Source organism: Luteolibacter luteus (genome assembly GCF_012913485.1).
In the GTDB taxonomy this organism is placed as follows: domain Bacteria; phylum Verrucomicrobiota; class Verrucomicrobiia; order Verrucomicrobiales; family Akkermansiaceae; genus Haloferula; species Haloferula lutea.
Window position 1 is genome coordinate 4,130,274 of the sequence record NZ_CP051774.1, and the last position, 16,204, is coordinate 4,146,477.

General features: G+C 59.7%; 17 protein-coding genes and 1 tRNA gene. 12 read left to right on the top strand and 6 right to left on the bottom strand.

What is annotated here, in order from left to right; genetic code table 11:
- Positions 1-2: 2 nt before the first annotated feature.
- From HHL09_RS26570 to HHL09_RS17080, 7 genes are all read left to right on the top strand, one after another.
- Positions 3-1,637, top strand: a complete 1,635-nt coding sequence (locus HHL09_RS26570) for a cytochrome c oxidase subunit 3 (RefSeq protein WP_240963649.1) — start codon at positions 3-5, stop codon at positions 1,635-1,637.
- Between the two features lie 43 nt (positions 1,638-1,680).
- A complete protein-coding gene (locus tag HHL09_RS17055; protein WP_169455821.1) occupies positions 1,681-2,052 on the top strand; it encodes a cytochrome C oxidase subunit IV family protein in 372 nt (123 codons plus the stop codon).
- Between the two features lie 24 nt (positions 2,053-2,076).
- The gene (locus tag HHL09_RS17060; protein WP_169455822.1) at positions 2,077-2,277 is read left to right on the top strand and encodes a hypothetical protein; all 201 of its coding nucleotides are present in this window, start codon (positions 2,077-2,079) and stop codon (positions 2,275-2,277) included.
- Between the two features lie 8 nt (positions 2,278-2,285).
- Positions 2,286-2,501 (top strand): hypothetical protein, encoded by a 216-nt coding sequence (locus HHL09_RS17065; RefSeq protein ID WP_169455823.1) that lies wholly within the window; start codon positions 2,286-2,288, stop codon positions 2,499-2,501.
- Between the two features lie 19 nt (positions 2,502-2,520).
- A complete protein-coding gene (locus HHL09_RS17070) occupies positions 2,521-3,306 on the top strand; it encodes a cytochrome c oxidase subunit II (protein WP_169455824.1) in 786 nt (261 codons plus the stop codon).
- Positions 3,307-3,506: 200 nt separating this feature from the next.
- Positions 3,507-4,091, top strand: a complete 585-nt coding sequence (locus HHL09_RS17075) for a type VI secretion system tube protein Hcp (protein WP_169455825.1) — start codon at positions 3,507-3,509, stop codon at positions 4,089-4,091.
- 2 nt (positions 4,092-4,093) lie between these two features.
- Positions 4,094-5,056 carry a hypothetical protein gene (locus HHL09_RS17080; RefSeq protein WP_169455826.1) on the top strand — a complete coding sequence of 321 codons (963 nt, stop codon included), beginning with the start codon at positions 4,094-4,096 and terminating at the stop codon, positions 5,054-5,056.
- Between the two features lie 49 nt (positions 5,057-5,105).
- Here the strand turns inward: HHL09_RS17080 and HHL09_RS17085 are convergent, their stop codons facing one another.
- Together HHL09_RS17085 and HHL09_RS17090 are read right to left on the bottom strand one after the other, a co-directional pair.
- Positions 5,106-6,296, bottom strand: a complete 1,191-nt coding sequence (locus HHL09_RS17085) for a DUF418 domain-containing protein (RefSeq protein WP_169455827.1) — start codon at positions 6,294-6,296, stop codon at positions 5,106-5,108.
- 57 nt (positions 6,297-6,353) lie between these two features.
- The gene (locus tag HHL09_RS17090; RefSeq protein WP_169455828.1) at positions 6,354-6,845 is read right to left on the bottom strand and encodes a VOC family protein; all 492 of its coding nucleotides are present in this window, start codon (positions 6,843-6,845) and stop codon (positions 6,354-6,356) included.
- A 260-nt stretch (positions 6,846-7,105) separates the two neighbouring features.
- Between HHL09_RS17090 and HHL09_RS17095 the strand changes: the two genes are divergently transcribed.
- Positions 7,106-7,450 carry a DUF4870 domain-containing protein gene (locus HHL09_RS17095; RefSeq protein WP_205760869.1) on the top strand — a complete coding sequence of 115 codons (345 nt, stop codon included), beginning with the start codon at positions 7,106-7,108 and terminating at the stop codon, positions 7,448-7,450.
- Entirely contained in the window at positions 7,450-7,995 is a 546-nt protein-coding gene (locus HHL09_RS17100; RefSeq protein ID WP_169455829.1) for a P-loop nucleotide/nucleoside kinase family protein, read from the top strand. The genes HHL09_RS17095 and HHL09_RS17100 overlap by 1 nt, the downstream gene beginning before the upstream one ends.
- A 5-nt stretch (positions 7,996-8,000) precedes the next feature.
- On the opposite strand, the gene HHL09_RS17105 is transcribed toward HHL09_RS17100, so the two are convergent.
- From HHL09_RS17105 to HHL09_RS17115, 3 genes are read right to left on the bottom strand one after another with little or no spacing between them, the layout of a single operon-like run.
- The gene (locus HHL09_RS17105; protein WP_169455830.1) at positions 8,001-9,095 is read right to left on the bottom strand and encodes a glycosyltransferase family 4 protein; all 1,095 of its coding nucleotides are present in this window, start codon (positions 9,093-9,095) and stop codon (positions 8,001-8,003) included.
- Positions 9,092-10,060: a mitochondrial fission ELM1 family protein gene (locus tag HHL09_RS17110; RefSeq protein ID WP_338086349.1), complete on the bottom strand. Its 969-nt coding sequence runs from the start codon at positions 10,058-10,060 to the stop codon at positions 9,092-9,094. The genes HHL09_RS17105 and HHL09_RS17110 overlap by 4 nt, the downstream gene beginning before the upstream one ends.
- Entirely contained in the window at positions 10,006-11,379 is a 1,374-nt protein-coding gene (locus HHL09_RS17115) for a lysophospholipid acyltransferase family protein (protein ID WP_169455832.1), read from the bottom strand. The genes HHL09_RS17110 and HHL09_RS17115 overlap by 55 nt, the downstream gene beginning before the upstream one ends.
- Before the next feature lie 88 nt (positions 11,380-11,467).
- Here HHL09_RS17115 and HHL09_RS17120 point away from each other — a divergent pair.
- Positions 11,468-11,539, top strand: a tRNA-Arg gene (locus tag HHL09_RS17120).
- 257 nt (positions 11,540-11,796) lie between these two features.
- Here the strand turns inward: HHL09_RS17120 and HHL09_RS17125 are convergent.
- Entirely contained in the window at positions 11,797-13,401 is a 1,605-nt protein-coding gene (locus HHL09_RS17125) for an FG-GAP repeat protein (RefSeq protein ID WP_169455833.1), read from the bottom strand.
- A 543-nt stretch (positions 13,402-13,944) separates the two neighbouring features.
- Here HHL09_RS17125 and HHL09_RS17130 point away from each other — a divergent pair.
- Positions 13,945-15,336, top strand: a complete 1,392-nt coding sequence (locus HHL09_RS17130; RefSeq protein ID WP_169455834.1) for a sensor histidine kinase — start codon at positions 13,945-13,947, stop codon at positions 15,334-15,336.
- Positions 15,333-16,088, top strand: a complete 756-nt coding sequence (locus tag HHL09_RS17135; protein WP_169455835.1) for a LytR/AlgR family response regulator transcription factor — start codon at positions 15,333-15,335, stop codon at positions 16,086-16,088. Before HHL09_RS17130 ends, HHL09_RS17135 begins: the two co-directional genes overlap by 4 nt.
- The last annotated feature ends 116 nt before the right edge of the window (positions 16,089-16,204 follow it).

A 16,204-nucleotide genomic window follows, 5' to 3' on the forward strand; every position in this document is an offset into this window, starting at 1 on the left:
CCATGGAAATTCCTTACATCGTCACCCCTCGCAAGGACACGGGCCTCTTCAACTCGAAGATTGCCATCTGGTTGTTCCTTGCGTCGGAAGTCATGCTCTTCGGCGGTTTCTTCTCCGCCTACATCTTCCTGCGCCTCGGCGCGGACTTCCCATGGCCGGAGCGCACGCTTCCGGTGCTGCCGGGCCTGATCAATACCTTCGTGCTCATCGCCTCGTCGGTGACCGTGGTGTTCGCTTGGGCTTCGCTGAAGATGCGCCAGTGGGGCAAGTTCCAGATCTACATGGCCTTCACGGTCCTGTGCTCCATGGTCTTCATGGTGCTCAAGGGCATCGAGTACAACGTGAAGTTCCATCACCAGGCCGTCCGTTTGAAGGACTACGCTGTCGTGGAAGGCCACCTTGGCTACGAGCTGAAGGATGGCGTACATGTCGAGCACGGCCACGAGCCGAAGGAAGAGGACTTCGAACGCGACCACAACGGCAAGAAGTTCGAGGAGAACGTCATCAACTACGAGACCTCCCAGATCGCTTTCAACACCGTCCGCTTTCACGAAGCATGGGTGGAGGAGATCATGTCCCGCGCGAAGGAGAAGAGCGCCGCGGTGACGCTGGCCTCCAAGCTCGAGCTCGAAACCGCACCGGGCAAGAAGGTCACCTTCGAAGCAGGCACGCCGCTTGATGTGAAGCTTCTGGAATCGATCAAGGAAGCACACCTTGCCGCCCGCAAGCACAACGCTTCCGAGCGCACCGAGAACCTCCGCGACAACTGGACCAAGGCCAAGAAGGCAAATCCAGGCAAGGATGACCGCCAGCTTTCGCCGAACGTTTCGGTTGATACTGCCGCGCTCACGCTGATGCCGGAGCAGCCTGCGATTCCTTTCAAGGTGGAGCCGGCCACGGTCTTCCGCTTCAAGCCCCGCGACATCAAGGAAGATGCCGGCACGCTCCGCGACGGCACCGCCCTCACCGGCAAGATGATCGAGAGCCCGATGATGTTCCACTACGTGGATGCCATCGACTTCCGCCACACGGCCATGAAGGCCGAGGAAAAGGGGATCGATCCCGAAGTCGCGATCGAGAATTCCTGGCTGCTCAAGGAGAACCCAGAGCTCCGCGAAGCTTGGGAATGGCACAAGGGCGAGATCGCCAAGCTTGAGAAGAAGCTGATCGATGGCTATGGCGTCGACAAGAAGACCGGCAAGCCAAACCGCGTCCCGACCGAAACCGAGCGCTACCGCATCGGTTGGCAGGCCTTCGCTGCCAAGGCGGAAGGTGTGGAAACGGGAACCGCCAAGATCGCTCTCAAGGAACAGTTCTTCGGTCCGGACTATGTCGGACGGTCTGAGAAGCATACCTTCCCGGCGCATGTTTCGATCCCGCGCGAGCAGGTTCAATTCGCTTCGAAGTTCGCACCGGCTTGGAACACCTACTATGCCATCTACTTCACGATGACGGGTCTCCATGGCCTTCACGTGATCGGCGGCGCGCTGGTGCTGGCTTACTACCTGTTCTGCGGCAAGAAGATGTATCTCAGTAACCCCGAGTGGCTCGCCAACCGGGTGGAAGTCGGCGGCCTTTTCTGGCACTTCGTTGACCTCGTCTGGATCTTCCTGTTCCCGATCCTGTATTTGATGTAAATTACCGGACGGAAATCCCCTTCAAATTATCTGATTTCACTCCATGGCTGATTCTCCAGAAGCAATCAAGAAGGCCACCCGGCTCTACCTCTTCATCGGGGCGATCCTGTTTGCAGGCACTGTGGCCACCGTGCTCGTTGCAACCGTTCCTGCCTTGGACATCGGCCATCACGGCTTCGATGTCTGGGACATGACCCTTGGCCTCTGCATCGCGACGGTGAAGGCTTCCTTGGTGGCGCTGATTTTCATGCACCTTAACCACGAGAAGCGCCTGATCTACTGGCTCTTCGGCTTTGGTCTGCTGGGCGCCTTCTTCATGGTCGTCCTGATCGGTTTGGCGAAGTGGGATCCGATCCACTACAACGGTTTCAAAACCGGTGTCCCGGGTTCCGAGAAGGTGATTCCTTTCAAATAACAAGATTCTAACCCGCATACCACCATGTCCCTGCGTGCCTTCCACATCGTTTTCGTGACCGTGAGCACCCTGCTCTTCGTGTTCCTTGCGGTCTGGTCCCTGGCAATCACAAGGAACCCAACCGGCATCATCACGGTGCTGGGGGTGGTGAGTGCGGTGTGTGCCCTCGTGATGCCTGCCTACGGCGTCTTCTTCTACCGCAAGGTCCGCAACATCCACATCTAAAGGAGGCCATGATCGATCCGATTCTCGCTTGCGCCACCTGCGCTTCCAACTTCCAGGACGATACGACCAACGCCGCCGGCTGGTCGATCTTCGTCATGCTGGTCATCATCCTCCCGATGCTGACCGGGGTGGTGTTCTTCATGGTCCGTCTTGCTCGCCGCAGCGGCGAAGGTTTGGACCCTGAATTGCGCGACGAATTGCCGCCTGCCGCTTCCACCCGCTGATTTCTTTTTCTCCTTTTCCATGAGTCCTTCGAAATTCCTCGGTATCCCCGAAGTCTACTCCGCCCACGGCGGCCGCGTGGATCACCTCATCGACGTGGTGCACTGGTTCATGATCGCACTCGGTGTCGGGTGGTTCTTGTTCTTTGCTTATTGCCTGATCCGCTTCCGCGCCTCCGTGCATCCGAAGGCGTCGTACCATGGTGTGCGGAATCACATTTCCAGCCACCTCGAGATCGCGGTGGTGATCATCGAGGCGGTGCTGCTGCTTGGATTCGCCTTCCCGCTGTGGAAGGAGCGCACGGATACTTGGAAGGAAGTGCAGCGTCTTGATCCGGCACGCGTGCGCGTGATCGGCTGGCAATTCGGCTGGACCTACCATTATCCCGGCAAGGACGGCAAATTCGGCCGTATCAATCCGCAGCTCATCACCAGCAACAGCGACCCGGGTATCGATTTCGATGATCCGAACGCGCAGGATGACTTCATCACGCCAACCCTGAAGATTCCGAAGGGGCGTCCCGCAATCCTTAACATCACGTCCAACGATGTGATCCACAACTACTCCATCGTTCCGATGCGGATCCAGCAGGACGCGATTCCGGGCAAGGAAATCCCGATGTGGTTCACGCCGAATAAGACGATCGAAACGTCGGTTGTTTGCGGCCAGCTCTGTGGTGAAGGTCACGGAAACATGGTGGGCCAACTTGAAGTGATGGATGACAAAGCCTACCGCACTTGGGCCGATGGTGAATCCGACAATGCGCTCAAGTCCCGTGCGCCGAAGGCCGCAACGGCGAGCCGTTGAGACCGAATATTCATTAGAATCGAGATTTCATGAAGCGGAGGAGTTCGTCTCCTCCGCTTTTTTGTGCCCATAGGAAGGAACATCTTCGATAGGCATAAGACGGAGCGATCTAATCAAAATTTGACTATCAAGGATGTTCACATATAAGGGCGTGGCTTTTCCCGGGCTCGCCCGATTGCTGTTCCTTACCCTCTCCCAGAATGAGACTTCTATTCGCGCTTCTCTTGCTGTGCGCTGCCGCGGTTTCTCCCGCATCTGCTGCGGTTGATATCTACATCCGGGCCCGGGGCACCAATCCTTCCCAACTCAACTATACGGGCGACAGCAATTCGGCCCAGTTTCCCGCCAGCGAGGGATGGTTCGGATTGTCATCCGTTAGTTTTGGAATCGAGTCAGACACCTCGATCCTCACCGGAGGCGGCACCTCGGGGGGGAAAGCGAGAGCCCTGCCCTTGTCGCTCGTCAAATTTCCGAATAGTGCCAGCGCCGCTTTCTTCAATGCCTGCACCCAGGCCCGCGCTTGGGATGAATTCGAGATCGTTTTCACCACCCCGGGGGCCAATCAGAGCGAGGTCACCATGAGGATCGAGGTGAAGAGGTGCTTTGTCGTCGAGTTGTCCACCGCCGGATCCGGCGGTGACGATCGCCCCATGGAAACGGTGAAGCTGATCTACGGAGCGCAGCGCATCAGTTTCTATGCGCCCAATAACCAAACCGGTAAATATGGTCTGGTCGGGCAGTCGATCTGGAGCTTCACCCGGATGACGCCAACCTTCGAAATCTAGCCATGACCGGGCGGCGATCTGTCATGGGAGTGGCGGTGGCTTGGATGCTGTCGTTTGCTCCGGCGCTGGCGTTCGATACCTTTTTGCAGATATCGTCTAACGGCAAGCCGCTACCGTCTGACAACACGCATGGCTGGGTGGAAGTTCTGGGGTTCTCCCATGGCTCCGATGTGGACTTGGGCTTGGGTGGCCTGCCCGGGAAAATGGAGCCCAAGAAGGGGATTCTCCAAATAGCGCAGGATCGGACCATCGTAAGCATGATGGATGCCTTGCTAAGGGGCCAGCGGAGGGATCTCCTCATCCAAGTGCCTCAGAGGCAGGCGAACCGCGTAACGGTTTTCAACGAGGTGCAGTTCAAGGATTGTTACTTCACGAAGATCGGGTCATCGCTCAACGAGGGCGATGACCTATCGATTTTCAGTATCGAGTTCATTTACTCGCAGATTCTCTGGACCGTTACGATTCCGAACGCCTCCGGGTCCGAGTATCTGGCGGTAGGGACTGGCTACGACATCGCTGAGGCGATACCGATCGATCGGGGGACGGTCACATCTCCGGTTCCTGGTGCCTATGCCGGAGCAAGCGATGATGGCGATGTGGACAACGATGGAATCCCTGATGCCTGGGAGACTGCGAATGGCCTGGATCCCGGCAATGCGACCGATGCCAACCAGGATAGGGATGGCGATGGCTTCTCGAATCGGGACGAGTATCTGGCCGGAACCAATCCTTCCTCGGGAACTTCCTTTTTCCGAGCTGTTGTGAATGGCCCTGGCACCAGCGGTGGCAGCGATATCACGCTTTCGTGGAGCAGCGTGGCGGGGAAGACCTATACCATCCTCGCCACACAGGATCTCGCGCAGCCCTTCCTGCCCATCGGTTCGGTCACGGCGAGCGGGACGCAATCAACTTTCCCAACGAGTTTGGCCGCCGGCCGATTCTTCAAGTTGAGTGTGGGCGAGTGAGCCCTTTACCGGTGAAGAGCGCCAAACTTCGTGGTCGTGGCGCTTTGATTCAGGTGATCGCTCTGGGGGAACCCCGTGTGATTCTCCTCAGCAGCATCTCCAAAGGGCCTTGTGGAAAATATTTCAGCCACGCTTTGGTAAGAATGATCTGAATCCCCCAGATCATGGGGACGATGATCAGTTGCCCCAAGCGGCCGAAAGACCCGATGAGGCCCAGTCCTTGCCCGTGGAAAATGAAGCAAGCAACGAGGGACTGGAGAAGATAATTGCTCAATGCGGTACGGCCGAGACACTCCAATGTAGTGCGCTCTCCGGGTAAGGGGTGCCTGCTGATCCATAGACGGATGAAGGCTAGGTATCCGAGCGACGTGATGATTCCCCCGAAGAAGAGCCAAGCCCACATGATGTAGCAACTCCTCATCATCGCGAAGCCGGATAGCCACCAGTAGATCAGGCCGATCGCGGTGACCGTCCATCCCGTCGCACAAGCGATGGCTGCCAATCGCCGGAGGCGGCCGCGGTTTTGCGGTGTTCCCAAGCCCCCGGATTTGAGAAGGGACATTCCCAGAAACATCATTCCCAAAGGTTCGAAGTCCACGATGTAGCCTCCCGTCTGATTCTCGCGGGCGTTCAGGGCGCGGAGTTCGAAGTGATCGATCCATCGTCCCCGGTAGACCGTCACTTCCTCCCTCCCAGCCTGACGATAGGCCTCAATGTCGAATTCGGAGTTGGCCTCGGGGATGGCGAACCAAAGGGTTGCTGCTATCGAAAGGCAAATCACCGCCAGGACAAGAAGGGTGCGGGGCTTTCTCCGGTGAAAGGGATAGGCGATTGCGCCACAGACGGCGTAGTCGGTGAGGACATCGCCGTACCACAAGAGATAGGCGTGGATGAATCCGATGACGAACAGTCCCGCCATCCGGCGGTAGTGGGCTGGTCCGGGAGCTTGGCCCGCGGCTTCAGTAGCCCGGGCCATCAGGACAAGCCCTGCTCCGAAAGGCATGGCGAGGAGCGGGTAGAACTTCTGGGCGAAAAACAACTCGCTGAAAAACCATGCTAGCTTGTCACTAAGTGAATCGAAGTGATCGTAGAGCGAGGGAAAGAAATAGGCCCCGCTGTTCATTGCGAAACCTTTGATGTTGAGCAGCAGGATCCCCAGGATCGCAATGCCGCGAATGATATCGAGCTCCCGGATCCTCTGGAGATGGGGTAAGGGTGGAGGGATCTGCTGGGAACTCACGCGGTGGATGGCAGGGAGAGGCGCTCCTCATATCCACCACGGTGTCGGCTGGCACGATCAAAGGCTAGATTCGTCCAGAAGCCGCTGCAGGTCCAAGGGATGGCTATACATGTCGAGAGAGCCGTCCGGCTTCCGTGGCCATTCTTCCATCGGGCGATCGCGGTAAAGTTCGACTCCGTTTTGGTCCGGGTCCCGAAGGTAGAGAGCCTCACTGACGCCGTGATCCGAGGCTCCGTCCAGGCGGATGCCTGCCTTGATGAGACGATGCAGTGCATTGCCCAGCGTCGCGCGGTCGGGATAGAGGATAGCGGTATGGTAGAGCCCGGTGCTGCGGCGCGGGGGAGGGGATGCACCGAGGCTCTCCCACGTATTCAGGCCAATGTGATGATGGTAGCCACCCGCGGAGAGGAAAGCGGCTGAGTCACCGAAGCGCTGCATTTCCTGGAAGCCGAGCACATCGCGGTAGAATCGGAGGGCGCGCTCAAGGTCCGCGACCTTCAAGTGGACGTGGCCGATGCGCACTTGCGGGTCGATTGTGGATGGATTCATGCCGCGAGCCTATCCCGGCCCGGCGCTTTGTCCCAATGCTGTCTTGCTATGGTGGGCATGCACGGGCGGCATGCCGGGTGTTGAATCGGCGGCCGGAATTGGAACGGCATTTCCTTTTCCCTACGGAAGATCGGTGCTATGGACGAAATGCGATGAATGATTCCGATTCTCCTCCTCCGGTACCGGGACCCTATGCGGCTCCAGTTGTGACGAATCCTATCGCGCCTCAAGCTGCGGGATTGATTTCAAGCGACGAGAGAATGTGGGCGATGCTCGGGCATCTCTCCGCACTGACGGGGCTTCTCACGGGCGGGATCGGCTATGTCGCCGGTCCCTTGATCATCTGGCAGGTGAAGAAGGATACGATGCCCTTCGCTTCCTCGGAGTCGAAGGAGGCTCTCAATTTCAACATTTCGTGGTTCCTGTGGGGAGCCGTCCTTGCTGCTGTCACCGTGCCGCTGATGTTTCTTCTCGTTGGCTTCTTCCTCTTGCCCGTGCTCATTGTCTATCCTGTCGTGTGGGCGATTTTTTGCATTGTCGGGGGATTGAGGGCGAATGAAGGCAAGTCCTACAAGTATCCTCTGACCGTGCGGTTCGTCCAGTGATGTGGGTTGTATCGGAGCTGCCGCTTGGTGAAGCTGGCGGTGTGGAAATGAAGATTTGCCATGTCGTGACGGGCCCGGCGGGTGCCGGAAAGAGCGCCTATGCGCGCAAGCTGGCAGCGGAGATCGGGGCATGCTTGATCGATAGCGATATCGCTACGGAGCGTCTCGTGCGTGCCGGCTTGTCACTGGCGGGGCTCGATCCGGATGATCGTGATTCTCCGGCCTACAAGAGCGCTTACCGCGATGCGGTGTATGAGGCGATGTACGACATTGCAGTGGCGAATCTGCCACAGGTGCCGGTGGTGCTAGCCGGACCATTCACGCGCGAAGGGGGCGAGGCTGACTGGCCGACGCGATTGGAGGATCGGCTCGGAACTCGTGCGGTGATTCATTTTGTCTGGTGCCCGCCCGAAGTGAGGCGGGAACGAATGATCGCACGAGGCGAGGAACGTGATCGTCCCAAACTGCGTGATTGGGCGACGTACGCTGCCCAGTGCCGCGAAGAGCGGCCGGTGTGGGAACATGTCTTCGTGGAGACCACGTGAGGGTCTCAAACGAGCTCACGATAAACCGACATCGTTCCTTCAAGCATTGCTTCGAGAGTGAAGGGGTGCTGCGAAGGAACCGGCGGCGGATTTTCTAAGAGGGCGCGAATGATTTTGCTAGCTGCTGCCGGATCGTTGGGCGGGATTTGCCCGGCGGGGTAGAGCAATCGCAACTGTTCGCCCACGCCGCCGTGATCGTAGCCAGCCACGGGTATGCCGAGCCCGAGGGCTTCGAGCGTCGTGCGGCCGAAGGACTCAGACTGGGTGGTGAGTGAAAGCACCACCGTGGAGATCGCGAGGATTTCCTTCAGATCGGAGCGCCCGCCCGTGAAGGTGATCCTTTGAGAGAGTCCTTCCTTTTCGAAGAGCGCGCGGATTTCATCGAGGTAAGCCGCCTTTCGAGGGTGAGCACCGCCTGCGATGACGCCATGGATGCCCTCGTCGGCAGACAGGTCCTTCAGGATTTTGGCAAAGTCCTCATGTCCTTTGAGCCGTGTGATCCGTCCCGGTAGAGTGAGCAGTCGCTTCCCGCGGGTGGCGGGGAATTCGCGATGGAAGCCTTCGATCCACTCAGGGGATGGGCGATACCCATGGGGGTAATCGGAGGGATCGATGCCCCGGTGAACCACGCGAAGCTTGGCGGGATCGACGCGTGGATAGTGTTTTAACACGTGGTCACGAATGCTTTCCGAGACACAGATCACGCGTTCCCCGCAGGTCATGATCTCGGAGTAGCGGTTCACGGAATTGAAGCCGTGTACCGTGGTGACCAACCGCGGGCGTTTTGCAGGATCCATACCGCGCCAGGCAAGCCATGCCAGCCAGGCGGGGACGCGGGAGCGAAGATGGAGAATGTCGGGCTTCTCTTCCGTGAAGAGCCGCCTGAGCTTCGGCACCAGCAGTAGGGAAGACAGACGCTTGCGCCCGACGGGCATCGTGAGGTGGCGGGTGCCGCAGGCTTCCAACTGCTTCACCATCTTGCCGCCGCCGGAGATGACGACAGAGTCGTGGCCCTTGTCCCCGAGATATTGGGCGAGTTCCAGGGTGCCTCGTTCGACGCCACCGGACTCCATTTCGGGAATCATCTGGAGGACTTTCATGTGGAAAGAAATTTTTCGATGACGATGGCCGCGCAGCGATCGGCCTCGCGCAGGACGTCGGGAGGAGTGCTCAGGCCGGTGGCAGGGGACCAGCGGGAGAAAGACGTAACGTAGCCGGCCTCCGCCAGCTTGGCGATCCCCCGGGCCACGCGGCCCGCTTTTTTCAGGGAGGGCACGGGCAAGAGTCCGACCTTAGCTCCACTACTAAGGGCCTCGTAGATCATCGAAATGCTTTCTTCCGTGACCCAAACCTCGGCGGCAGAAGAGAGCCGGGAAGGGAGCCAGTCTCGGCCTGTTTCCGTATGCGGAAAGATCTGGAACTGCGGGATGCGCCTGGCGATGGCAGACAGCTGCCCTTCCGGTGTCCTTCTCGAATCGGTAATCGCCCATGGCTGGTCCGGGCAGCCAACGACAATTGCTTCGAGTGCCGAGATGACTGCTTCTCCGTCCCAGCCGTGCGAACCGGAAGGGCCTCCAAGGAGGATCAAGCCACCTTCTCGACGAGCAGCCGGGGAAGGCGGGACACGATTCAACGCACCCTTGGTGGGGATTACATTTGCGCGCGGCTGGTGATTTTCCAGATCATGTTCCGGTACTAGGCAGAGATCGAAGAACGAGGACGGAAGACTCGGTTTCATCAGCACGACGGAGGGCGCGCCGGTTCTCCGGGAGAGAGCGAGAAGGGATGGGTGAACCGCATGCCCTGCGCCTAACAGGAGTCGAGGGTGAGAATGCTTCGCCAGTTCCTTCCAAGCGTGGCGCATGCGGGAGAAGGGTCCTTTTAAACCCGCAAGCCGGATGAGGGAGATTTCCACCGGACGAACGCGGCCGATGGCTTCGGCGAGGCCATAGGATTGGTTTTCGTGGCCCGGTTTTCCGTCGGATAGGATGAGAATATGGAGCGGCTCTGTCATTCCTTCCGTGCTTTCTTGGTAAGCACCAGTTTGGCCGCGAGATCCCGCCATCCCTCGATATCCGCAGGGCGGGGAAAACTGCGGGTGAAAGGTTTTCCGCTTGGGCCAATGCCAATGATCGAGCGAAGTCCGATTGCTTTGGCAGCACGTGCGAACCGAGCATTGCCATCGAGAAGCAGAGCGAAATCGAGCGGGACCGGATGACTGGCATCGCATCGCTCCAGGAAGCCCTCGAGATGGCCCTCCGGTGTTTCGGGATCCCAAGGGTAACGCACGATTCGTGGATCCTCGGGCAGGGGTGGGAGATCACCGGGATCCATCACGTCGATGCGGACATCGGGACGAAGCTCGAGCAACGTGGTGATCATGGCGACGGCCTCCGGGCATCCCTTCGGAAGAGTCGCGAAGAATCGCGTCGGGGCAGCGGCTTCCCGGGCGGCTTCGGTAGGGGAATCCTTCGTATAGAAACAAAGGGGCATCATCGTGTCCACTCGCCAACGGTCGTGGAACCAGAAGACATCGGTGAGCTGGTCCTTCATCGCCGTCTCCAAGTGGCGTATCACCACCGGGGTCTTCGCCTTGTCAGGAACGGGACGGACCTTCAGCTTCCATTGGCCGGTACCAACCGTGGTGATGGAAAGCGTGACCATTGCCGCCCCGGTGCGTCGAGCGACGAGAGCTGGCAGGGGCGTGCAAGAGGAGAGCCTGCCGAAAAAGGGGCAGAGCTCGCCGTGGCCACCCGCGCGCTGATCGGTCATCACCGTTAGGACGCCTCCATCGCGAACGAAGGCGAGGGGTCCGAGGAAGCCATCATGCTTGTTGAAGAGGAAGGCTCCCTGCTGCGAGCGGCGTTTCACGGTCAACTCGTCGAGCAAGGGATTGTCCAAAGCACGATAGATGGGGCCACCGCGGATATCATCGCCCACTTCACGAACCAACTGGGCAAGGACTTCCCAATTGCCCATGTGAGCCCATACCAGCACGACGCCCCGGCCTTGGCGGACCGGCTCGAGCACGTGTTCCATGCCCTCATACTGGATGTGCTTGCGGAGTTCGTCAGGAGGCAGGGTGGCCGCGCGCTGGCTTCCGATCATGTTGGCGCCAGCACGGACGAAGGTTTCCCTCACCATCCGGCGCAGGGTGACGTCATCGGGAGGTTCGGTCGCGGTGGCAATGCGGAGATTCCGGGTGACGAGCCGCCGGTGCTTCGGGGAAAGCGCCCATGCCGCCAGCCCTAGCAAACTACCCGCGCGTGCCGCGGTTCCCAGGGAAGCAAGGCTCAGAACGCCCTCCATCACACGGAAAAGGGCATACTCCAGCCGGTGTGCCAGAGTTGGCTTTTTCCGGGCTGCCGGGATCTCATCGCTCATTCCCGGCGGACTTTCCATGGCCCGGGCCTTCCCGGCAAGCCCCGGGCTTGCATCCCCTGCCGGATCCTCCGTAGTCTCCCGCCGCTTCGCTCCCGTAGTTCAACGGATAGAACAAGGGTTTCCTAAACTCTAGATCTGGGTTCGATTCCCGGCGGGAGCATTCTTCTTGATGAGCGCGGCGTTTAATTGCGCTCCCAGAGGTGCTTGATCTCACTTGGTTCCAAGGCGGTTCGGAAGGAGTGGTCATAACCCGAGGAGGCTGGCGGATCCGGTTTCTGGCAAGCCGCCGGCGTTTCGTTTTATCTATGTGCTCCCAAGGGAGGCATCGCGGAATCTGGAGCGACGGGGCCTGAAAGAGAATGCGCTCCGGGCCCTTGGACCCGGAGCGCACGAACATGAGCCCAATCGCTGGATTGATCAGCGGCGGCAAGAGCCGAGGACGATGCCTACTGCAGAAGAGGCAAGCAGGCGGGTCGCCTCCTTCTTGCTGACCAACTGCTTCGAGTAGAGGTCGGCAATCAGGCGTGTCGCTGCCGCGAGATACAGACTGGGACGGCGATAGTCCGTCAATGTGCCAAGCGCAGCGAAGCGGTCGGCAAGCGTGGTTCCGGTGCTATCCACGCGGTTTTCCACGCTGCTGTTGACGCCCAGAATGGACACCGTGGCGTCCATGATGGACTGCGTTACCGCGTCCACGTCATCCAGGATGCCGTCGCCATCGGTATCGATAACCTGAGGTTCTTCGACTTTAGGCTCGATGTAGTGGATGTAGGCGAAGCCGCTGCCTCCGGTCGCGGCGTCGATCAAGCCGTTTTCACCGATGGCGAAGCCGTAGCCCGGCAGGGGCGATTGGCTGACGCCAAGGCCGGTATCCGGAGAGGTTGCCAGCATCTCAAAGAGGGTCGAGCCATCGGCACCGGAGACAATACGGGATCCCCCTGCCGCGGGACTGACGGCGGCATTCAGCGCGGGCGAACCGATCATGATATCGGCCACGCCGTCCTCATCATAGTCCACCGTTCCGCCGACGTTCACCTGCTGATAGGCAGGGTGGCCGGGGATCGTGAGATCACGGATCGTGGTCAGATTGGCACCGGATACCAGCAGCGCAATGCCACCGGAGTAGGAACCGATCAGGAGATCGGGCTGGCCGTCACCGTCCGCATCTGCAGCAGATGCCAAGGTCTGGCCCAGGCGGTTGTAAACCGCGGTGCCTTGGATCTCTACCGGGAAGGTGCTATCCGAACTGCGAAGGATCGAGACCTTGCCTGCGTTGCCGACGGTTCCGTTTCTCAACGCGGGTGAGCCGACTGCGACGTCCTTCAAGCCATCCGCATCGACATCGCCCAAGGCGGCCAAGGTGGCTCCGAAGGAGCCGAAAGTGACCGGGGAATTCACCGTGCGCAAGATGCTGCCATCGAAGCCGGATAGAACATAGACGGCGCCCCGGTTGCTATTGGCCATGGGTGCGCCGACGTAGATATCCTCGCGGCCGTCGCCATTCTGGTCTCCCGCGTTCGCGATGGCGGATCCGTATTGGGAGGCCACGGTGCCGGTGGAGAAGAAAAGCAGGGCTCCGTCAGCGCCGGAATAGACACGCACCGCGCCGGTGCCGTAGCCGGGAGTGCCCGTATAGCCGGGAGAACCCACGGCGAGATCGAGAACACCGTCGGCATTGGCGTCGAAGGTCGCGAGCGAAAGGCCGAAGTATTGGGATCCCATGGAATCGCCCTGATAAGCGCGAATCATGGTTCCATCGGCCCCGCTCAGAAGGTAGACAATCCCGGAACCAAGGTTGATGCCGGATTTCCAGGAGGGATCTGCTACCGCGATGTCAGCCACTTCGTCCCCATCGATGTCGCCGACCGAGGCATAGGAGGTGCCGAGCTGCCGGTTATCTGCAGTCGGGGAGAGCGTGAACTGCAACTCCGCGGAATGGAGCGGCAGGCTGAGGCTGGTGAGGAGTAGAATCGATCGCAGGCAATTACGGGTGGGTGTGTGTGTAAGGGGTGTTGTTTTCATAAGGGCAGTGGGACATGGCGACTCCTCAGTTTGAATGAAGATTTTCAACAAAAGTCAATAATCCATCTAACGGTTAATTTTTCCTTATATTTAATTCATACATGGAGGGATTTCTGTTGGAGAAACTTGGGGTGAATTGGGACGGAGGGTGCCGGTTTTTGGTGGATTCACTTCCGTGGCGGGGAGGCCTTGGGTTGCTTCACCTGTTCCGCCTGAGAAAAGAGAGAAATTTTCAGGCGAGGACGCTCCGCGCTAGGCCGGCTGGCAGTTGAAGCGCTGCCGGACGCGTGGGCAGTGGCTTCGATGCGGATGTGAGAGGACATATCGTCGCCAGCTTCACACAGCCGGACAGGGACTTTCTACTGCCACGGGGGCACGCATTCGGTTGAAATTTGCCCGGGAGGTTCATGAGCCGGGCGAGATCCGGCATTTGTCCCTGCATAGAGTGTCTTGGTGGCTGTCGGCCAGCGGTTGATCCCGGCTGTGCGGAGGATTCCTCCCCGCGGGCTTCCTTCCGGGCATGGGCGCTGCATGATGGAGCGGATGCCAGCCCCGCCAACTCCCGTTACCCGAGCTCCAAGGTGGGGAAACTGGGCGGTGTTTTTCTGGAGCATCTGGATCGCCGCTGCCATTGCGGCGACCTGGTGGTTTGCATTCCGGGTTCCGGAGCAGCGCGTGGTTTTCGTGGATCTGAATCCCTTGAGAGCGGGATGGGGCGAGGATGGGACCAGGATTTCCTGGATCCTGCTGCGGCAACAACTGCTGCCCCTTCTTCCCTGGCTGTTGCTTTCCCCCGTGGTCCTGTGGATGGCCTCGCGCTTTCCGCTTTCCGGTGGCGCGAAGTGGCGGCATGTGGGCGTGCTGCTTCCGGTGGGGATCACCTTCGTTACGCTGAGTCATGTGTTTCACGAACGGGCTGCCCGCCTACAGCCGCTCATCGCGCCGACGCCTGCGATCGAGACCTGGTTTCCCCCCGGCCTGGAGAAGACCCCGGGCGGTGAATTCGGGATTCCCTTGAGCCGGGCGATCGGGCCGGATCCGGCGGTGGAGATTCCCGAGTCCTTCGGACTGCCGCCCGAGCTCGATCCACGGAAGCTGCCGGGCAGGATCATGGGCCGGGCCGAGATGAAGCTGCGGATCGAGGCGAACTGGGCGCAGATCATGAAGCGCTCCGACGCGACCTTGGGCGGGCTTCCCGATTCCACGGCTGCCTCGGTAATCCTCTTGGACGCGCTGGCGTTCATCGCGCTGGTGGTGTTCTCCCATGCTTGGATTTTCATGCGCAGCGCCAGGGACGAGAAAGCGAGGGCAGCGCTGCTGGATGACCAGAATACGAGAGCGCGGGCGAGGGCTCTCCAAGCCCAGCTCCAACCGCATTTTCTCTTCAATACCCTCAACGGGATCGCGATGCTGACCCGCAAAAATCCCGAAGCTGCGGAGGAGATGATCACCTCGCTCAGCGAATTGATGCGGATCGCATTGGACGGGGAACGGAAGCCGGAGATTCCCCTTCGCGAAGAGCTTCATTTCATCGACCGTTACCTTGAGATCCAACGCATGCGCTTCGGGGCCCGATTGAAGGTGGAGCGGGAAATCGACCCGGCGACCCTTGGCCTGCTCGTCCCGGCCTTGCTAATTCAGCCCTTGGTGGAGAATGCGATTCATCACGGGATCGAGCCGCGAGGCGAAGGCGGCAAGGTCCAGATCTCGACGACCCTCGTGGACGGCATGCTGGAGATCGTCATCGAGGATGACGGGGTCGGGCTGCATCCGGGCAAAGGAGGATCCGGAAGCGGCATCGGCCTGACCAGCATCCGGGAACGGCTTGCGGCCCTGCATCCGGGGCGGCATGAATTCCACATGCAAGTCCCGGAAGGAGGTGGAGCGCGGATGCTGATCCAACTCCCGGCGATTCCAGCGGAGAATATCCGATGAAGATCCGTTGCCTGATCGTCGATGATGAAGAACTCGCCCGCGAGAGGGTGCGGAGTTTGCTCGCGGATGAAGAGGACATCCAGATCGCCGGGGAGGCCGCCGATGGCCACGCCGCGGTGGCTGCCATCGAGGAGTATCAACCGGACCTCGTCTTCCTGGACATCCAGATGCCGGGGCTAACGGGCTTCGATGTGATCGAAGCGATTCCGGAGGGGAAGCTTCCGACGGTGATTTTCACCACCGCCTACGATACCCATGCGGTCCGGGCATTTGAAATCAGCGCCCTCGACTACCTTCTTAAACCTTTCAAGCCGGCACGTTTCCGGGAATCGCTGGAGCGGGCACGGGCAAAGATCTCGGGAAACTCTCCCGTTCCGGCAGAGCCCGCCCTGGGCACGCTCATGGCCCATCTCAGGGCAATCGACGGAGGTCCCCGGATCCTGGTCAAATCGCCCGAGAAGATTCTCTTTGTCCGGGCTGCGGAGATCGATCACGTGGAGGCGGCAGGGAATTACCTCGTCCTGCATTGCGGGGGGGAGCGGCATATTGTGAGGGAAACGATGGCCGCGATGGTGAAACGATTGGAGCCGTCCGGCTTCATGCGGATCAGCCGTTCGTCCATCGTCAATCTCTCCCGCATCCGTGAGCTACAGCCGATTTCATCCGGGCATTACACGGTGATTTTGAAGACGGGTGCGAAGCTCGATATGACCAGTCCGCTCCGCGACCTGCAGGAGCGGATGAGCGGCTAGAGTGGCTCGTTTCGTGGCGCATTCGTCACATCCCGCCCTCGGTTCGTCCCAGACCAATGGAGATCCATGGGTGTCCTGCTAGGGGGGCACACCGACAGGAAGCGGAGGTCCTTTGC

Bases quoted from the DNA above. Each gene is read 5' to 3' on its own strand.
- HHL09_RS17105 (WP_169455830.1), bottom strand. From the start codon at position 9,095: ATGAAAGTCCTCCAGATGATTCCCGAAATGGAGTCCGGTGGCGTCGAA.
- HHL09_RS17090 (WP_169455828.1), bottom strand. From the start codon at position 6,845: ATGAATCCATCCACAATCGACCCGCAAGTGCGCATCGGCCACGTCCAC.
- HHL09_RS17065 (WP_169455823.1), top strand. From the start codon at position 2,286: ATGATCGATCCGATTCTCGCTTGCGCCACCTGCGCTTCCAACTTCCAG.
- HHL09_RS17110 (WP_338086349.1), bottom strand. From the start codon at position 10,060: ATGGCGGGATCTCGCGGCCAAACTGGTGCTTACCAAGAAAGCACGGAA.
- HHL09_RS17100 (WP_169455829.1), top strand. From the start codon at position 7,450: ATGTGGGTTGTATCGGAGCTGCCGCTTGGTGAAGCTGGCGGTGTGGAA.
- HHL09_RS17075 (WP_169455825.1), top strand. From the start codon at position 3,507: ATGAGACTTCTATTCGCGCTTCTCTTGCTGTGCGCTGCCGCGGTTTCT.
- HHL09_RS17125 (WP_169455833.1), bottom strand. From the start codon at position 13,401: ATGAAAACAACACCCCTTACACACACACCCACCCGTAATTGCCTGCGA.
- HHL09_RS26570 (WP_240963649.1), top strand. From the start codon at position 3: ATGGAAATTCCTTACATCGTCACCCCTCGCAAGGACACGGGCCTCTTC.
- HHL09_RS17130 (WP_169455834.1), top strand. From the start codon at position 13,945: ATGCCAGCCCCGCCAACTCCCGTTACCCGAGCTCCAAGGTGGGGAAAC.
- HHL09_RS17135 (WP_169455835.1), top strand. From the start codon at position 15,333: ATGAAGATCCGTTGCCTGATCGTCGATGATGAAGAACTCGCCCGCGAG.
- HHL09_RS17070 (WP_169455824.1), top strand. From the start codon at position 2,521: ATGAGTCCTTCGAAATTCCTCGGTATCCCCGAAGTCTACTCCGCCCAC.
- HHL09_RS17080 (WP_169455826.1), top strand. From the start codon at position 4,094: ATGACCGGGCGGCGATCTGTCATGGGAGTGGCGGTGGCTTGGATGCTG.
- HHL09_RS17095 (WP_205760869.1), top strand. From the start codon at position 7,106: ATGTGGGCGATGCTCGGGCATCTCTCCGCACTGACGGGGCTTCTCACG.
- HHL09_RS17115 (WP_169455832.1), bottom strand. From the start codon at position 11,379: ATGAGCGATGAGATCCCGGCAGCCCGGAAAAAGCCAACTCTGGCACAC.
- HHL09_RS17060 (WP_169455822.1), top strand. From the start codon at position 2,077: ATGTCCCTGCGTGCCTTCCACATCGTTTTCGTGACCGTGAGCACCCTG.
- HHL09_RS17055 (WP_169455821.1), top strand. From the start codon at position 1,681: ATGGCTGATTCTCCAGAAGCAATCAAGAAGGCCACCCGGCTCTACCTC.